Annotated in this window: 14 protein-coding genes; 7 read left to right on the plus strand and 7 right to left on the minus strand. The window is 39.6% G+C overall.

Going from position 1 to position 17,752, the window contains the following annotated elements:
- Positions 1 to 91: 91 nt before the first annotated feature.
- Positions 92 to 2,323 (minus strand): sodium-translocating pyrophosphatase, encoded by a 2,232-nt coding sequence (locus KZP23_RS21325; protein ID WP_226333834.1) that lies wholly within the window; start codon positions 2,321 to 2,323, stop codon positions 92 to 94.
- Between the two features lie 322 nt (positions 2,324 to 2,645).
- On the opposite strand from KZP23_RS21325, the gene KZP23_RS21330 reads away from it, so the two are divergent.
- From KZP23_RS21330 to KZP23_RS21340, 3 genes are all read left to right on the plus strand, one after another.
- The gene (locus KZP23_RS21330; RefSeq protein ID WP_226333835.1) at positions 2,646 to 3,635 is read left to right on the plus strand and encodes an NAD(P)H-quinone oxidoreductase; all 990 of its coding nucleotides are present in this window, start codon (positions 2,646 to 2,648) and stop codon (positions 3,633 to 3,635) included.
- Positions 3,636 to 3,730: 95 nt separating this feature from the next.
- On the plus strand, positions 3,731 to 5,137 hold the full coding sequence (locus KZP23_RS21335; RefSeq protein WP_226333836.1) for an amidohydrolase family protein: 1,407 nt from the start codon (positions 3,731 to 3,733) through the stop codon (positions 5,135 to 5,137).
- A 120-nt stretch (positions 5,138 to 5,257) separates the two neighbouring features.
- Positions 5,258 to 6,277, plus strand: a complete 1,020-nt coding sequence (locus KZP23_RS21340; protein WP_226333837.1) for a pirin family protein — start codon at positions 5,258 to 5,260, stop codon at positions 6,275 to 6,277.
- 34 nt (positions 6,278 to 6,311) lie between these two features.
- Here KZP23_RS21340 and KZP23_RS21345 read toward each other — a convergent pair whose 3' ends face one another.
- Positions 6,312 to 7,436 (minus strand): glycerate kinase family protein, encoded by a 1,125-nt coding sequence (locus KZP23_RS21345; RefSeq protein ID WP_226333838.1) that lies wholly within the window; start codon positions 7,434 to 7,436, stop codon positions 6,312 to 6,314.
- A complete protein-coding gene (locus KZP23_RS21350) occupies positions 7,433 to 8,788 on the minus strand; it encodes an alanine/glycine:cation symporter family protein (RefSeq protein ID WP_226333839.1) in 1,356 nt (451 codons plus the stop codon). Before KZP23_RS21350 ends, KZP23_RS21345 begins: the two co-directional genes overlap by 4 nt.
- Positions 8,789 to 9,265: 477 nt before the next feature.
- Between KZP23_RS21350 and proB the strand changes: the two genes are divergently transcribed.
- The 4 genes from proB to KZP23_RS21370 all read left to right on the plus strand — a co-directional run bounded on the left by proB (position 9,266) and on the right by KZP23_RS21370 (position 13,344).
- Entirely contained in the window at positions 9,266 to 10,357 is a 1,092-nt protein-coding gene (gene proB, locus KZP23_RS21355; RefSeq protein ID WP_226333840.1) for a glutamate 5-kinase, read from the plus strand.
- A gap of 2 nt (positions 10,358 to 10,359) precedes the next feature.
- Positions 10,360 to 11,607 (plus strand): glutamate-5-semialdehyde dehydrogenase, encoded by a 1,248-nt coding sequence (locus KZP23_RS21360; protein ID WP_226333841.1) that lies wholly within the window; start codon positions 10,360 to 10,362, stop codon positions 11,605 to 11,607.
- A 263-nt stretch (positions 11,608 to 11,870) separates the two neighbouring features.
- Positions 11,871 to 12,857: an NAD(P)-dependent alcohol dehydrogenase gene (locus tag KZP23_RS21365; RefSeq protein WP_226333842.1), complete on the plus strand. Its 987-nt coding sequence runs from the start codon at positions 11,871 to 11,873 to the stop codon at positions 12,855 to 12,857.
- A 61-nt stretch (positions 12,858 to 12,918) separates the two neighbouring features.
- On the plus strand, positions 12,919 to 13,344 hold the full coding sequence (locus KZP23_RS21370; RefSeq protein ID WP_226333843.1) for a DUF1801 domain-containing protein: 426 nt from the start codon (positions 12,919 to 12,921) through the stop codon (positions 13,342 to 13,344).
- Positions 13,345 to 13,556: 212 nt separating this feature from the next.
- Here KZP23_RS21370 and pgi read toward each other — a convergent pair whose 3' ends face one another.
- From pgi to KZP23_RS21390, 4 genes are all read right to left on the minus strand, one after another.
- On the minus strand, positions 13,557 to 15,203 hold the full coding sequence (gene pgi, locus KZP23_RS21375; protein WP_226333844.1) for a glucose-6-phosphate isomerase: 1,647 nt from the start codon (positions 15,201 to 15,203) through the stop codon (positions 13,557 to 13,559).
- A gap of 667 nt (positions 15,204 to 15,870) precedes the next feature.
- Positions 15,871 to 16,572, minus strand: a complete 702-nt coding sequence (locus KZP23_RS21380) for an AAA family ATPase (protein WP_226333845.1) — start codon at positions 16,570 to 16,572, stop codon at positions 15,871 to 15,873.
- Between the two features lie 20 nt (positions 16,573 to 16,592).
- The gene (locus KZP23_RS21385) at positions 16,593 to 16,943 is read right to left on the minus strand and encodes a hypothetical protein (RefSeq protein WP_226333846.1); all 351 of its coding nucleotides are present in this window, start codon (positions 16,941 to 16,943) and stop codon (positions 16,593 to 16,595) included.
- A 68-nt stretch (positions 16,944 to 17,011) separates the two neighbouring features.
- Entirely contained in the window at positions 17,012 to 17,710 is a 699-nt protein-coding gene (locus KZP23_RS21390; RefSeq protein ID WP_226333847.1) for a hypothetical protein, read from the minus strand.
- Between the last annotated feature and the right edge of the window lie 42 nt (positions 17,711 to 17,752).

Genomic DNA, 17,752 nt, shown 5'->3' on the forward strand with positions numbered 1-17,752 from the left:
ATTTATTAAGCAATAAAAAAACCCCGAAAGAATTCCGGGGCTTTTTTATTGCTATTATCAACTTATCTTTTTCATATATACCCTGAATATATCATTTCATTGGGTTTTGGTTGTTCTTAATTTCCGAAAAGGCTGTCAATTCAGATTTTACTTCGTCCACCTGAATCACTTTTTCCTCTTGCTCAATATTTCCCACGCTATGATGATCGACTTCCGAAATATGCGGTGCGATGATCAAGGAAACAATGGAAGTCAGCTTGATCAAAATATTCATGGATGGCCCTGAAGTATCTTTGAATGGATCCCCAACTGTATCTCCTGTCACAGATGCCTTATGTGGTTCTGACCCTTTATATTCCATTTGCCCATTTATTTCAACTCCTTTTTCAAATGATTTCTTGGCATTGTCCCATGCTCCTCCAGCATTATTTTGGAAAATCCCCATCAGCACACCAGACACCGTTACTCCAGCCAAAACACCTCCCAGTACTTCCGGGCCAAAGCTAAATCCCACGATAATAGGCGCAAGCAAGGCAATTGCCCCGGGTGCAATCATTTCCCGGATAGAGGCTTTGGTGGAAATTTCCACGCACTTGTCATATTCAGGCTTGGCCTTATACTCCATGATACCGGGAATCTCCCGGAATTGCCTTCTTACCTCATTGACCATATCCATGGCCGCACGCCCTACGGCAGCTATGGCCAATGAAGAAAATATAAAAGGTATCATAGCGCCCACAAATAAGCCTGAGAGCACATCTGCCTTATAGATATCAATAGAGTTGATCCCTGCGAGACCAACATAAGCTGCAAACAAGGCCAAGGCAGTCAAGGCAGCTGATGCAATGGCAAAGCCCTTACCCGCAGCAGCAGTAGTGTTTCCGACTGCATCCAAAATATCTGTTCTTTCCCTTACTTTTTTATCGCAACCTGACATTTCTGCTATTCCACCAGCATTATCAGCTATAGGACCAAAAGCATCAATGGCCAACTGCATGGCCGTAGTGGCCATCATACCTGCAGCCGCAATGGCCACTCCATATAAACCTGCACTCCAAAAAGAAGCATAAATTCCTGATGCCAATACCAAAATAGGTAATACAGTAGATTCCATTCCCACAGATAAGCCGCCAATAATATTGGTGGCATGACCAGTAGAAGACTGCTTAATAATACTATTAACCGGTCTACGTCCCATAGCTGTATAATACTCTGTAATCATACTCATCAAGGCTCCGACGATCAGGCCTATAAACACCGCGCCAAATACGCCCATTTTTGTAAAAGTCGGAGAACCTTCTCTCATCATTCTGAGATCACCATCGGGCAACAAAAAGTCGATTAGAAAATAAGAAGCAGCAACAGTGAGAATGATGGAAATCCAATTCCCCTTGTTCAGGGCAGCCTGAACACTATCACTTTCACTTTTTATCTTGACAAATAGGGTCCCAATTATCGAAAACGCCAATCCAATTCCGGCAATCAATAAGGGTAATAATATCGGAGCAATTCCTCCAATTTGATCATTGGAGACAATTTCCCTTCCCAATACCATGGACGCTAAAATCGTGGCCACATAAGAACCAAAAAGGTCGGCCCCCATTCCAGCTACATCACCTACATTGTCCCCAACATTATCTGCTATGGTGGCTGGATTCCTCACATCATCCTCAGGAATGCCTGCCTCAACCTTTCCTACCAAATCTGCCCCTACATCGGCTGCCTTAGTATAAATACCTCCGCCCACTCTAGCAAAAAGAGCGATGGACTCCGCTCCCAAAGAAAAACCGGCAAGTACTTCCAATGCCTTTTCCATGTCCAGACCGTTCACATCTCCTCCTGTACTGACCACATAGACATGGTAAAAAACAATAAACAAAGAACCCATTCCCAAAACTGCTAGGCCTGCTACACCCAAGCCCATTACTGAACCGCCAGTAAAGGACACTTTTAAGGCTTTTTCCAGGCTGTTCTTGGCCGCCTCGGTGGTTCTCACGTTGGCCTTTGTGGCAATATTCATTCCTATATAACCTGCAAAAGCGGATAAAAAAGCACCCAAAACAAAGGAAACAGCTATTATTGGGGTAGAATTATCTACCAAGGTGCCTGACCAGGCCAAGATAATCCCTGCAATAATTACAAAGTAGAACAAAACCTTCCACTCTGCTTTTAAAAATGCCATGGCTCCCTTGGCGATATGTCCTGCTAATTCCAACATATTCTCATCACCATTGGCCTGTTTGTTGACCCAGGAAGATTTGATGGCCATGACTATTAAACCCAAAATCCCCAGCGCGGGGACTACATAGATAACTTGTTCCATATGAATTCAGTGGTTTTTTAATAAAATACAACTAAACAAAGATATTATTATTCATCAATCAAACAACTAACATTTTATCTCGTAAAAACACAGTTATGATAACATAAATAGCAAATAAACACCTCATTAACCGAAATATTATTTAATATTAAATTTTAAATAATATTTATTAATAAAAAGAAAAGAATTTCCTCATTTCCTTAATAATCAAGCTTATGAATATTTTTTATGGGCACAGGCGCTAATAGCGCAATCTTCCTAACTATTCTTTTAGCCTCTATGCTTAATCTCTTATATTTAATTAAAGATTTAATTATCCAATATGAAAGCAGTCATCATAAGCAAACCAGGCAAACCTGAAGTACTACAGGTACAGGAAAGAGATATTCCAAAACCAAAGGCCCATGAAGTATTGATAAAAGTCAAAGCTGCAGGAATCAACCGACCAGATATTATCCAACGAAAAGGGTTCTACCCCGCTCCACCTGATGCTCCAGCAGATATACCCGGCTTGGAAGTTTCTGGAACCATTACTGCCAAAGGTCCTGATGTGGAACATTGGCAAATTGGTGATGAGGTATGCGCACTAGTTGCTGGTGGTGGATATGCAGAGTTTGTTTGTGCACCTGCTGCTCAATGCTTACCTATCCCTGAAGGTATATCCCTGATCGATGCGGCTTCACTTCCAGAAACATTTTTCACAGTCTGGAACAATATTTTCGATATAGCCAAATTTCTGCCAGGCGAAACTGTCCTTATTCATGGAGGAAGCAGTGGAATCGGCGTGACTGCCATCCAAATGGTCACCGCTATGGGTGGGAAAGCAATAGTTACTGCTGGATCAACAGAAAAATGCGGTATCTGTGAATCTCTTGGGGCAATTAAAGCCATCAATTATAATGAAGAAGACTTTGAAGAAAAGGTAATGGAATATACCGATGAAAATGGTGTGGATATCATTTTGGACATGATCGGTGGAGACTACGGGCCTAAGAACATCAATATCCTTAAACCCAAAGGAAGGTTGGTAATGATCAATGCCATGAAGGGCAAAATTGCAGAAATAGACTTGATGAGGGTGATGAAAAATCAATTGACAATCACTGGTTCTACCCTTCGTCCTAAACCGATTGATTATAAAGGTAAAATAGCCCAAAATCTGCTAAAACATATTTGGCCACTGTTTGATGAAAAAATAAAACCGGTCATCTATACAACTTTCCCAATGGAAAGGGCCACTGAGGCCCATCAACTCATGGAAAGTTCCAAGCATATTGGTAAAATACTGTTGCAAAATACAGAAACAATATAATGAATGATATTTAATAAAATTAAACAAAAGTCAATCAATAAATGGTTTTAGTGTTTTAATAAGAAAAAAATCAAGTAGCTTTAATTAGAAACAACATGACTTATCCTATGAATGGCTTTTTAAAATTATTTACATTCCTGCTGGCGATTCAGATTCTAGCAGCCTGTCAAAATCAAAATAAGGAACAAACAGAAAACCTTAAAAATACCCAAATCATCACCAATGTAAACCTAATTGATATCAGAACAGGAGATATCAATAAAGCACAAGTGATTATAGAAGATCAAAAAGTAAAAAGCATCTTAGCACCGAGCAATAAAACAATAAAGGATGCTGTTTTGATCAATGGAGAGGGAAAGTATCTCGTTCCAGGATTGGCAGAGATGCACGCGCATATCCCTTCTGTAATTTGGAACGATCCCCAAATGGAAGAAACCTTATTCTTGTATCTTTCCAATGGTGTCACTACTATTAGAGGTATGCTAGGTCATCCTCTGCATTTGACACTAAGGGAAAAAGCAGATAGCATGGCCATTTTAAGCCCAAGAATCTATACTTCCAGCCCCTCCCTAAATGGCAATAGTGTCACTACAGTGGAACAGGCCCAAAGCATGGTCACAAACTTCCAAAAAGAGGGTTATGACTTCCTTAAGCTTCATCCAGGAATACGTTTACATGTATTTGATGAGATCGTAAAAACGGCAAATGAAGTAGGAATTCCCTTTGCGGGTCACGTTTCCACTTTGGTAGGAATCAGACACGCTTTGGAAAGTAAATATGGCAGCGTGGACCATATAGATGGTTTTTTAGAAGGTTTGGTTCCGGAATCATTGGAGGTCAATCCTAGTGAAAACGGATTTTTCGGATACAATTTCACTTCTTTGGCAGATACCAGCCTTATACCCGAACTTGTCCAAATGTCCTCAGAAAATAAAGTGTGGGTAGTACCTACCCAAAGCCTGTTCACCCGCTGGTTCTCCCCTATTCCTGCTGATTCTTTGGCCAATCAGCCAGAAATGCAGTATATGGCTCCTGAAGTGATTGAAAACTGGACCAACAGCAAAGTAAACCTTACGGAGGGCGAAGGCTATGATCCTGAACAATGGGAAGATTTCATGCACATCAGAAAGCGATTGATCAAATCCTTACATGATAATGGACAAGGCTTATTATTGGGATCAGATGCTCCACAAGTATTCAATGTTCCTGGCTTTTCCATCCAACATGAACTCCAAGCCATGGTTGATGCTGGCTTAAGCCCCTTGGAAGCATTACAGATTGGCACAATCAACCCGGCAAAATATTTTAACCAATCTGGAAAATTCGGAGAAATCAAGGAAGGAGCAAGTGCAGACATGATTTTATTGGACAAAAACCCCTTAGAAGATATCAGAAATATGGAACACCCAGCTGGGGTAATGGTCAGGGGAACTTGGATAAGCAGAGACGAAATTGACCAAAAGTTAAAATCCATATCTGATAAATTCAAGACAGAAAAATAACATCATAAAAAACTGATTTACAGAAAAATATATACATATACAAAAATCAATGAAACCTTTTCTCAATAATAAATGTATATACATTAAATTCAACTACATTAATTAATCCAGGAGGATATCATGAAGGATACAGCAATAAAAAAAATCAGACAATTAGGTTTCCAGTGGCAGACCCAAGATCCATTCTTGTTTTGTGCCTACCATTTGGATGATTACCCTGAAGGCAATGAAAGCCTAGGTCCAAAAGCTTCTTTGGAAGGAAGAAACATAGGTCAGGATTTCACTATTAAAGATGGCTGGAGAATGTACCATGGTTCTAAAGTTCCTGGATTTCCAGCGCATCCCCATAAAGGCTTTGAAACGGTTACGCTCGTAGAAAGAGGTTTGGCTGACCACTCCGACTCCTTGGGCGCTGCCGGTAGATTTGGAGAAGGAGATGTACAATGGATGACAGCTGGCAAAGGGGTAATGCACAGTGAAATGTTTCCATTGCTCAACCAAGACAAAAAGAATCCTTTGTTACTTTTCCAATTGTGGTTAAATCTTCCCAAAGCCAGTAAAAATGTGCCTCCACATTTCAAAATGCTATGGGCAGACACTATTCCTTACCATAATGAAGTAGACAAAAATGGCAACAAAACTCAAATTAAGGTAATTGCTGGACAAATCGGTGAAACCAAAGCTCCAGCACCCAATCCTGATTCTTGGGCAGCAGATCCTGAAAACCATGTGGCTATTTGGACCATCAAAATGGATGCTCATGCTATTTGGACACTTCCTGCAACAGAAGAAGGCATAAACAGGAGCCTGTTCTTCTACGAGGGAAGTCAATTGGAAACAGAGGGCTTCGAACTGCCTGAGGGACATTCTATAGACTTGTATTCTGAAAAGGAAATTACCTTTGTAAATGGAGATCAGCCAGCTGAATTACTCTTTTTACAAGGTAAGCCTATCAATGAGCCTGTAGTACAACATGGTCCATTCGTAATGAACAGCAATCAGGAAATTCATCAGGCCATAAAGGAATTCCAGACTACCCAATTTGGAGGTTGGCCTTGGCCGAATCATGAGCCTACCCATCCAAAAGAAAGGGGAAGATTTGCTATTCATGCAGATGGTAGAGAAGAAATAAAAGATTAATGCTCAAGAGGCTGTTTCTTTAGGAAGCAGCCTCTTATTTTTTGGTTTCAAATAAGGTACCCCAAGAGAATTCTTGCATTGATTTTTTTAGACTTTCTATGGCTTTATCCTCATAGTTATGTTGATTAGAATCCAGTTCAGGTAATAGCACGACTTCATCAAAACCACTTTCTATGGCTTCATCTTTTTCTCCGGAAGTAATGATTAGACATTTTTTTCCCATAGACTTCACCAGCTGAAGTAATTCATAGCTCCCCTTCCCTCCTGCCGATTGGCTATCAAATCGGCCTTCTCCGGTTATTATCCAATCTGCGGCTTTTACCTTCTCCACCATTTTGACCTGATCAAAAAAATATTGAGCTCCGGATTTTATCTCCACCGGAAAAAAGGCACTCAAGCCCAGTGCAATCCCACCTGCAGCTCCAAATCCCTCCCTATCCATTAAAACTCCTTTAGACTTCTTCTGTAAAAGTTGAAAAAGGCTTTTGGCTGAATCCTCAAATGCTGAAATATCATCAGGAGCTATCCCTTTCTGTGGCCCAAAAACAGGAATTGCTCCCTTTGGCCCAAAAAAGGTATTGTCCACATCACAAAGACAAGTAAAGCGAATAGGCTGCCTTTTCGCTGGTCTTTGGATATGGGCTATTCGGGAGATAAATCCATGACCAAACATCGAAATCTCTCTACCATTTTGATCAAGAAAAAGAAAACCCAAGGCCCTCAAAATACCCGTTCCCATATCCACGGTGGCACTGCCTCCAAGTCCAAGTATTACTTCATTCACTCCTTCCTTAATAGCTTCAACAATGAGCTCCCCAGTACCATAAGTACTGCTCAGATTGGCATCCACTTGAAAAGGCTTCAGCCCATCCAAACCACTAACAGTGGAAACATCCAGCATGGCTTTGTTTTGACTTTTATTCAAATAAAAAACACCTGCCTTAGGCCTTCCAATAGCATCTAAGGCCGTACATTCCCTAGGCTCCCATCCCAACTCATTGGCCAATAAAAAGCAAGTCCCATCACCTCCATCGGCAATGGGACTTGTTTGTATATCAAGATTGGAATCAACGGCTAGAAGGCCATTTTTGATGATTTTGGCGGCCAGATCCGCCTTAATGGTTCCTTTGAAGGCATTTGGAGCTATTAGGATGTTCATATATCCTTTTCCTTCATTCTTTTGAAATAATCCTTGGTTGCAGCAATGACCTTAGGTGAAAGATAAATGGCCGAAATCATGGTTGGAAAAGCCATGATAGCATACATCCCATCCACAAAACTCATCACCACTTGCAAGGATACCACTGCCCCTCCTACTATGGTAAGCAAATAGAAATAATTATAATAATCAGCCTTGTCTGCCCCAAAAAGATAATTGAAGCACTTGTGGCCATAATAGCTATAGGTAAACATCGTAGACAATGCAAATACCAATACGGCAGCCATTAAAAAGTATTTACCTAAACCAGGAATACCACTTTCAAAGGCAGAAAGGGTCATCAACACACCGTCCTTTTCTCCGGATTCCCAAACACCTGTAACCATAATGGTCAGGGCAGTCAAAGTACATACTATTATCGTATCAATAAATGGGCCCAACATGGCAATCAAGCCCTCCCTAACTGGCTCCTCATTTTTGGAAGCTCCATGAACCATCGGTGCTGTACCAATACCTGCTTCATTGGAAAAAGCAGCCCTTCTAGCACCTGTAATAATCACCGCCCCTACTGATCCTCCTAAAACAGCCTTGCCAGAGAAGGCATCTTCCACAATAAACAATAATGAAGATATAATTTGGTCATTGAACCGCACCAAAATCAGCACAACACTGATAAAATAAAGACTGACCATAAAAGGTACAAGTTTTGAGGCCACGTTGGCTATCCTTTTAATTCCTCCTAAAATAACTGTAGCAACTAAAATCATCATTGAAATTCCCAAGATCCATCGTGTGCTAGCACCATGATCAAGCCCAAAAGGCTTTAACATCACTACTCTCAAAACATCAGTCAGCTGGTTTGCCTGAAATATGGACAATAGTCCCAAAATCCCTGCGACACAAAATATAATGGACAAGGGCTTCCACTTCTTGCCCATCCCCTCTTCTATTACATACATTGGACCACCTTGAATATGTCCCGCACTGTCTTTTCCTCGGTACATGATCGCCAAAGTACAGGTAAAATATTTGGTAGCCATTCCCACAAAAGCAGATACCCACATCCAGAAAATAGCTCCTGGCCCACCAGTACTAATGGCCAATGCAACGCCACTGATATTGCCCAAACCTACAGTAGCAGCAATGGCTGAACTCAAGGCCTGGAAGGAAGTAATATCCCCTTTTGCATTTGGATCATCATATTTTCCACCTACCACTTTCATGGCATGCGCAAATCCCCTGAAAGGAATCAGGCCTGAATAAAGAAATAAGAGGGTTCCTCCGCCCAATAAAAGGTAAAGCAACGGCCATCCCCATATCCAATTACTAAAATCAATAATTAATTGCCCCATAAGATCCGGTAGTTCTTTAACGGTTTTTCATGGCCACTTGGCCGCTATATAAATTAAAACAAAATGAATATTAGCACCAATTTCCATTTAATCCAAACCTTAGCAGGATTCTGAATCCTAGTTAATTGCCATTAATGATTGGACTTCAATACTTAATATCTGATATGCTTTGATTTAGTATCATGGATTTATGCTTAGAGTCCAATAAATTGCTAGTGAATTTAAAGCTCACTGATTTCTCTGATTTGCACAGATATATTTTATCTAAAAAGAAAATACATTGATTTTTCTAGTCACTAAAGCTATTTTAACCTTTCATATCCAACAATTTCTCAGTAAAAATCCTTGCCATTCGTGAGGACTTCCCTCTGTCTTCAGAAAGTATATACTTTTATAAAATACCGCATTTCAATAATAAAAAACATAGCACTATCTGATAATCCTTATTATTTTTGGTTTCAGTTTGATAATCAGTATATGGTACAGCAAAAGGGAAAAACAGTAGTCATCAAGATAGGTTCCAATGTATTGACCCAAGCAGACGGATCCCCGGACAAATCACGCATGGAAGCCCTTGTACATCAAATGGTTTACCTTCGAGAACAAGGGGTAAAAATTGTATTGATCTCTTCAGGGGCAGTAGCCTTTGGACGAAAGTCAACGGTTTTTGAGGAAAAAACTGATCCGGTCGTTCAAAAGCAAATTCTTGCCGCTATCGGTCAGATAGAACTGATCAATTCCTATAAATCCCTTTTTGGTAATCGTCAAACTCCCATAGCACAAATAATGGTCACCAAAAGTGATTTCAGGGATAGAAAGCATTACCTGAATATGAAAAACTGCCTGGAAGGATTGGTAAAAAACAATATCATCCCAGTTATCAATGAAAACGATACTGTGGCAGTCACTGAGCTGATGTTCACGGACAATGATGAATTAGCAGGATTAGTAGCAGCCATGATGGATGCACAGGAAATGATCATTTTAAGTAATGTGGATGGTATTTTCAAGGGCCATCCCAATGATCCTGACTCGGAGTTAATCGAACATGTAGACGCCAAGTCTCCATCTATGAACAGCTATATCTCCTCTAGCAAATCTTCCTTTGGAAGGGGTGGGATGCTAACCAAAATGAATATGGCCAAAAAATCAGCCGATTTGGGGATTGGAGTGATAATAGCCAATGGCAAAAGAGAAAATGTACTGGTAGACTATTATCAAAAGACACTTCGTTGTACCTACTTTGAGCCTTCCAAGGCCAAACTTAACCCCAAAAAGTGGATCGCCCATAGTGACCATTATTCAAAGGGCGAATTAATCATTAGCAGCGGAGCAGAAAGTGCCCTAAAATCCAGTAAGATTACCAGCTTACTCCCTATCGGAGTTTTAAAGGTAAAAGGAGACTTTATAAAAGGTGAAATTATCAGAATAATCAGTGAAGATGGCAGAAAAATTGGTTTAGGTAAGGCGGCTTATGGCGCTAAAGTAGCTATCGAAAAAATAGGTATAAGTAATCAGAAACCCATAATCCATTATGATTACCTCTACCTTCACCACAACAATCAGTAATTATGAATTTACAAGATACATTCTCTAAGGTCAACAAAGCCAGTAGGTCTCTGGCATTGCTCACAGAAGATAAAATCAATAAAACATTAGATGATCTTGCCCAATTAACATGGGAAAACATCCCAGAAATATTGGCAGCCAATGAAAAGGATCTAGCAAGAATGGATCCGGAAGATCCAAAATATGATCGACTTAAGCTTACCCAAGCAAGAATAGAAGCGATTGCTGCAGATATCTTAAATGTGGTCAAACTCCCTTCTCCCCTGAACAGAACCTTGTCAGAAAAATCCTTGGAAAACGGGCTGAAATTAACAAAGGTATCCGTTCCCCTAGGTGTGATTGGTATTATTTATGAAGCCAGACCCAATGTAACCTTTGATGTGTTCAGTCTTTGCCTGAAATCAGGAAATTCCTTGGTGCTAAAAGGAGGTAGTGACGCCCATGATTCCAATACAGCCATCGTTAAACTGATCCACCAAGTGCTTGAGAAAAACGAAATTGATCCCAATATAGTAGCCTTGCTACCTCCTGACAGGGAAGCCACTGCTGAGATGCTTCAAGCGGTAGATTATATTGATATTATCATCCCAAGGGGAAGCCAGGGACTAATCAATTTTGTAAGGAATAATTCCAAAGTACCTGTCATTGAGACTGGAGCTGGTATAGTTCATACTTATCTGGACAAATCCGGAGATATCGAAAAAGCAGCCAAAATCGTTACCAATGCCAAAACCCGAAGGGTGAGTGTCTGCAACGCATTGGACTGTTTGGTGATCCATCAGGATAAACTGGAAGATTTACCCAAAATCGCTAAATCTCTAGGAGAAAAGCAGGTAAAAGTCTTTGCTGACAAACCAGCCTATGAGGTCTTAAAAGAAAGCTATCCTAAAGCTTTATTATTTGAAGCTGAGGATGAACATTTTGGAACTGAATTCCTGGCCATGACCATGTCCATTAAAACGGTTCCTTCAATGGAGTCTGCTTTGGAACATATTGCCAAACACAGCTCCAAACACAGTGAAGCTATCGTAGCTGAAGATCAGGCTGCTTTGGACATTTTCCTAAAATCTGTCGATGCAGCGGCGGTTTATGCCAATACCTCCACGGCCTTTACCGATGGAGCCCAATTTGGCCTAGGCGCTGAAATAGGTATTTCTACCCAAAAGCTACATGCCAGAGGCCCCATGGCCTTGGAAGAGCTTACTTCTTATAAGTGGATCATTCGTGGAGATGGCCATATTAGGGATTAGATCAGTTGCACCCTCAATATTCAAAACATTATCACTAAAGCCGAGTTAGAAGCTCAGCTTTACTTTTTTCTAAATCATCGGATAACCATCTAAATTTCCAAAAAGTTGAATACATAGGTTTTGTTAAATGTGAATACTAAACTTGCCTTGAAAGGCAAAAATATTCCAATACTGATATATTATAATAAAATCAATATTTTCTATTGCCTTAACCAGAAACATGCACTTTCTTGTAACTTTATAAGCCATTAACCAGAAAAGCTTTGAAAGCAATTACCCGAAACCAATATGGAAACAGTGATGTCCTCCAAATAAGCCACATTGGAAAGCCTGTCCCCTCCTCTAAGGAAGTATTGATAAGAGTTCATTTTACAACCATTAACAGGACTGATTGTGGAATATTAACCGGGAAGCCCTTTGCCATTCGATTTTTTACTGGCCTATTTAACCCCTCTTCAAAGGTCACTGGAACTGATTTTGCTGGTGAGGTGGTGGCCATTGGTCAAAACGTAAAGAACTTCAAAGTTGGAGACCGAGTTTGGGGCTTAAATGACGAAGGGCTAGCTTCTCAGGCTAAGTTTATGACAATAAATGAAAACAAGGCTGTTTGCCTGATTCCAGAAAATATTAGCTACCAAGAAGCTGTTGCTTCTGCAGAAGGAGCTCATTATGCCTATAATTTTGTTAATAAAGTTCATCTCAAAAAGGGAAATAAAGTGCTCGTAAACGGTGCAACTGGAGCCATTGGTTCTGCTGCCCTTCAGATCCTAAAAAGTCAAGGAATCTATGTTACTGCAGTGGGAAACAGCAAAAATATAGATTTGCTAAAGTCCCTTGGTGCGGACAAAATCTATAATTTCGAAAAAGAGGATTTCACTGAAATAGATAAGGAAAAGTATGACTTTATTTTTGATGCTGTAGGAAAGAGTTCTTTCGGGAAATGCAAAAAGCTGCTCGTGAAAAATGGTATTTATATTTCCTCAGAACTTGGCCCAAATGCTGAAAACCTGTACTTGCCCTTGCTTACAAAGTTCAAAAAAGGCAGAAGGGTGATCTTTCCAGTTCCACAAAACTGTAAAAGGAGCTTATTATTTGTCAAGCAGCTTATGGAGAAAGGCAAGTTCAAAGCAGTCATAGACAGATATTATCAGCCTGAGGAAATTAAAGAGGCTTATAATTATGTCATGAGTGGACAAAAGACCGGAAATGTACTTATTAATTTCTCATCTGATCAAAATCCATTAGATTAATTTACATCAACTGGATCAAATGGAGCGGTTAACTTAACTATATCATTAAATCAGTAGTATTTTGAAACTCATAACTACCCCTGAAGTCGCTGCAGTATTTGCTGAATACCCTGACTTTGTTAGGCATAAAATGCAGGATTTGAGAGAACTGGTCATCAAAACTGCCAAAGAAATAGAAGGAATTGATGAACTGGAAGAAACCCTGAGATGGGGAGAGCCCAGCTATATCTGTAAAAAGGGTAGCACACTTAGGATGGACTGGAAAGCCAAATCCCCTGACCAATATGCCATGTATTTTAAATGCACCAGTAGATTAGTTGAAACTTTTAAGTTGGTTTTCGAAGACAAATTTCAATTTGAGGGTAAAAGGGCCATAGTTTTTCAAATAGACCAAAAAATCCCAGAAAAAGAACTAAAAGCATGTATCAGGGCTGCCCTTTCTTATCACAAGGTAAAGCAATTGGACGATTTAGGAATTCAGTATTAAGAACAATTGAACAAAAGTCAACAACTTAGGTAGGTTAAAATAGAACAACTCACACTGAAGTTAAACTACTATTAAACAACACGATAGTTATTGAACTTAATTCAACAACAACTCTTTCATTCATACTTCAAAAAAGGTCCAACCAATAGGTCGGACCTTCTTCTTATTATTCTCAAGTTATTAACCATTGTAATGGCTATAACTGTGTCATTTTACTTTCTCAAATCTTTGTAGGCATTGATCAAGCCGTTGGTAGAAGCATCATGTGAGCCCACTTTTTCATCCCCTTCCAATTCTGGAAGGATATTCTTGGCCAATACCTTACCCAATTCCACACCCCACTGATCAAAGCTGAAAATGTTCCAGATAGCACCTTGAACAAAGATTTTATGCTCATACATCGCTACCAAAGCTCCCAAAGTATAAGGATCAACACGTTTCACCAAAATGGAATTGGTAGGTCTGTTACCTTCAAATACTTTATGAGGTGCCAATTTTTCAATCTCCTCTTCAGATTTCCCTGCCGCTTTGAGCTCTGCCTTCACCTCTTCCAAAGACTTGCCATTCATCAAGGCCTCAGTTTGGGCAAAGAAATTGGACAATAACTTCACGTGATGGTCCCCAACCGGGTTATGGGAAATGGCAGGTGCAATAAAATCACAAGGAATCAAATGCGTTCCCTGATGGATCAATTGATAGAAAGCATGTTGCCCATTAGTGCCTGGCTCTCCCCAGATGATGGGTCCAGTAGTATAGTCCACTTTCTCTCCAGTTCTGGATACATATTTACCGTTGCTTTCCATATTTCCTTGTTGGAAATAAGCCGCAAATCGGTGTAAATATTGGTCATAAGGAAGGATAGCCTCAGAAGATGCACCAAGGAAATTGGTATTCCAAATACCGATCAGAGCTAATATCACTGGGATATTTGACTTCAATTCAGTTCCCTTAAAGTGATTATCCATGGCATGAGCTCCCTCCAATAATTTCTCAAAGTTATCAAAGCCAATCGCACAGGCAATTGGCAGTCCAATAGCCGACCATAGAGAGTATCTTCCTCCTACCCAGTCCCAAAAAGCAAACATGTTTTTGGTATCTATTCCAAAGGCAGCCACAGCATCAGCATTGGTAGACAAAGCCACAAAATGCTTGGCAATAGCTGATTCATCCTTTGCAGCCTCCAAGAACCAAGATCTGGCAGAATGCGCATTGGTCATGGTCTCCTGTGTGGTGAAAGTCTTAGAAGCAATAAAGAAAAGGGTAGTCTCTGGATCCACCTTTTTCAAGGTTTCGGCAATATGGGTTCCATCCACATTGGAAACAAAATGGATATCCAAGCTTTCATTTTGGTAAGGTTTCAATGCCTCCGTCACCATCACTGGCCCCAAATCACTACCGCCAATACCAATATTGACCAAAGATTTGATCGGTTTGCCTGTATAGCCTTTCCATTCTCCGGCATTGATTTTATCTGCAAATTCCTTCATTTGCGCCAGCACTCCATTAACATCAGGCATCACGTCCTTGCCATCTACTTTAATAGGACTATTCGAACGGTTTCTTAAGGCAGTATGCAGCACCGCTCGATCTTCTGTTTGATTGATATGCTCACCAGCAAACATGGCTTCAATGGCAGATGGTAAGTCCGTCTCCTTGGCCAATTCAAAAAGTGCGGACATCACTTGGTCATCTACCCTGTTCTTAGAGTAATCAAGTAAAATATCTTCAAATTTGATTGAATATTGATCAAATCGTGATGCATCTGCAAAAAGTGATTTGATAGTTTGCCCCTTTTGGTCTTCAGAAAGGGTGCTAAGTTTCTTCCAGGCTCCTGTTTGGGTTGGATTGATGTTTTTCATGTGTTTGTTTATGATTTTAATAGGTCACATGGAACCCCTGCCAAAAGATGGACAGGTTTACTGAATAAAAAATCACAAAGGCGGATTATTTATCCATTTTGGTTTCATTAATTAAGGTCTAGGGAGCAAAAATAAGATTTATATTGGACCAATAAAATTATCATTCAATTAACCAAAATTTAAGAAAATCCCGATTGACTTATATCCCCTCCTACCTTTCTGATAATGCTGGTCAATTTTCTCTGACTATCCATCAATTTGCATGTAGATCAAGAAAGGCATAATATTATCCATAACTCCGTTAGTCGGATTTTGGAGCATTCGGTTTTGGGCAGTTGATGGTGGCGTTAAGAAAATGAGTTAGCTCGCATAGTGAACAAGCGTGATCCACTTATTTTTAGCTAGTAGTGACTGGCACAAAATCAAATTGAGGAGCGATAATCGTATTCGAATCTTCATTTGATCAATTTGAAGAATGCTACACAGCCTAGATTTTCTGCCTTCCACAGGCAAGGTTTGCCTACTTTTTCATCGATGGAAATGCGGAGCATTCATGATGACCATTAAGAATAAAACATTACCTGAATAAAAAGTAGGAAAGATCATTTAAGTAAAAAAACAGTAGTAAATTTCCCTACCTGTAAAATTGCATATACACATATAATATTTATCCAAACAGGATTTTTTGCATGTGTTGGTAATTGTTCAGAAAATCCTTGGTCACCCTAAAAGTATCCGTTTCTTCATAGTTGATTTTTCGAATTCCCTTATTAGAAAAATCATAAATATCCGCATGAGGATAAGACAAAAGAATGGGAGAATGCGTCGAAATGATAAATTGAGAATTGTTTTTCACTAATCTATGAATATGGACCAATGCCTCCATTTGTTTGGATGGACTAATTCCAGATTCAATTTCATCAAAAAGGTAGAAGCCCTTTCCCAGTAGTCTTTTTTCTAATAAGGTCATGAAGGATTCACCATGAGACCTCGTATGCAGGGACCGATTTCCATAAGCCAAGTGAATATCATCAGCTATCCGATCTATCTCAGAAGCTACATTGTAAAAAGATTCGGCCCGTAAAAAGTAACTATCCTTGGGTCTTGTAATCCCCCTTATCATTTTTAAATCCTCAAAAAGGAGGCTATGCGTTTCTTCTGTGGCAAAGTGAAAGTGCCTGCTTCCGCCTTCCGGGTTAAGCCCCATCCCAATAGCGATCGCTTCCAATAAAGTGGATTTTCCGCTACCGTTTTCTCCAACAAAGAAAGTTACTGGACGGTCAAAAGACAGCTCCTTTAATGAGGATAAAGCAGGAATATCATAAGGATATCCCCTCATATTGGTCTTCTTCTTTCGAATCGACTGCAAATAGTTCGGGTTGTCATACATTATATTAGTCCTTTGTCCTCCAATTCTCTTTTTAAGGAATAATAGTTTTTCAATTTACTTTCAATGATCATATCATTGACTTCATTCTCAGTTCTTATATTGACCGGTTGGCTTAATCCCTCTTTGTCTTTTTTATCTTTGATTTTGATCGTGATTTCATCATTCAGGAAAATAGCTTCTTGTAACCAGTCAAAATGTTGATGGTTTTCCGGATTATATCCACCAAGATGGACTGTTATTTCATCTTTTGTTTGGTTTTTAAGTCGGCAAAGACTAAAAGTCATTACTCCATGATTTATGGCTGTCTGTACCTTATTTTGTTGATTAATCTTAATTTCAAAAATGATCATCTAAAATTTATTTAATTCTGAAAATTACATTTATAAAAAGGCCATTCGCCTCTATAAGACAAACAATTTTATTTCCCAATTTGAAGCAGGTAATCCAAAAATCTCTGACCTTGCTCTTTATAATATGTGAGAGGTTCACGATCCACATATTCTTGGATTTCTTCAATATATTCTTTGGTTATTGGATCGGAAATTGAAGCTTGCAACTGTGTCAGTTTTTGTGCTGCCCTTTTGTTTTCTTGAAATAGTTTCCTGATGGAATCAGAGAGCCTAGTTCCATTTTTGATTGAAGCTCCAAGCGTATCATTTATTTTCTTTAATGTCCCTTGATAAATCTTTAATTGACTTTCGTTCAAATGAGCTGTGAGGAAGTTCAAAAGTGATAAGGAACAGTTTAAACCAATATCATAGCGCTTTAAGGTAAGTTCTGCCAGATCTACTGCCTTATTGATAGCCTCAATTCTTTCCAAAAGGCGAACCAATGAAAGAGAATTCACGCCTATTTCATAATCATCCCTTGGGGTTTTGTTTATACTTTCTTCAAGCAATTCATGATAGATTGACATGGCCTTGGGGAAATCCCCAATATCTTCGTGGATTTTGGCTTTTGTGGAATAAAACACAGCCCTAATACCTTCAAAATCAGGACCTCCACTGTTTCTATCTTCAAAAGCAGCCAATTCTTCAAGCGCTACAGAAGGCTCAGACTTGAATACCTTTACAAGTAGATGATGGAATTCGTCCTGAATAGCATGATTTTGTTCCATAGGTGCTTAAATTTTTAAAGTTCAACCAACTCTATTGCCCTC

It is taken from the genome of Echinicola marina (assembly GCF_020463795.1).
Classification (GTDB): domain Bacteria; phylum Bacteroidota; class Bacteroidia; order Cytophagales; family Cyclobacteriaceae; genus Echinicola; species Echinicola marina.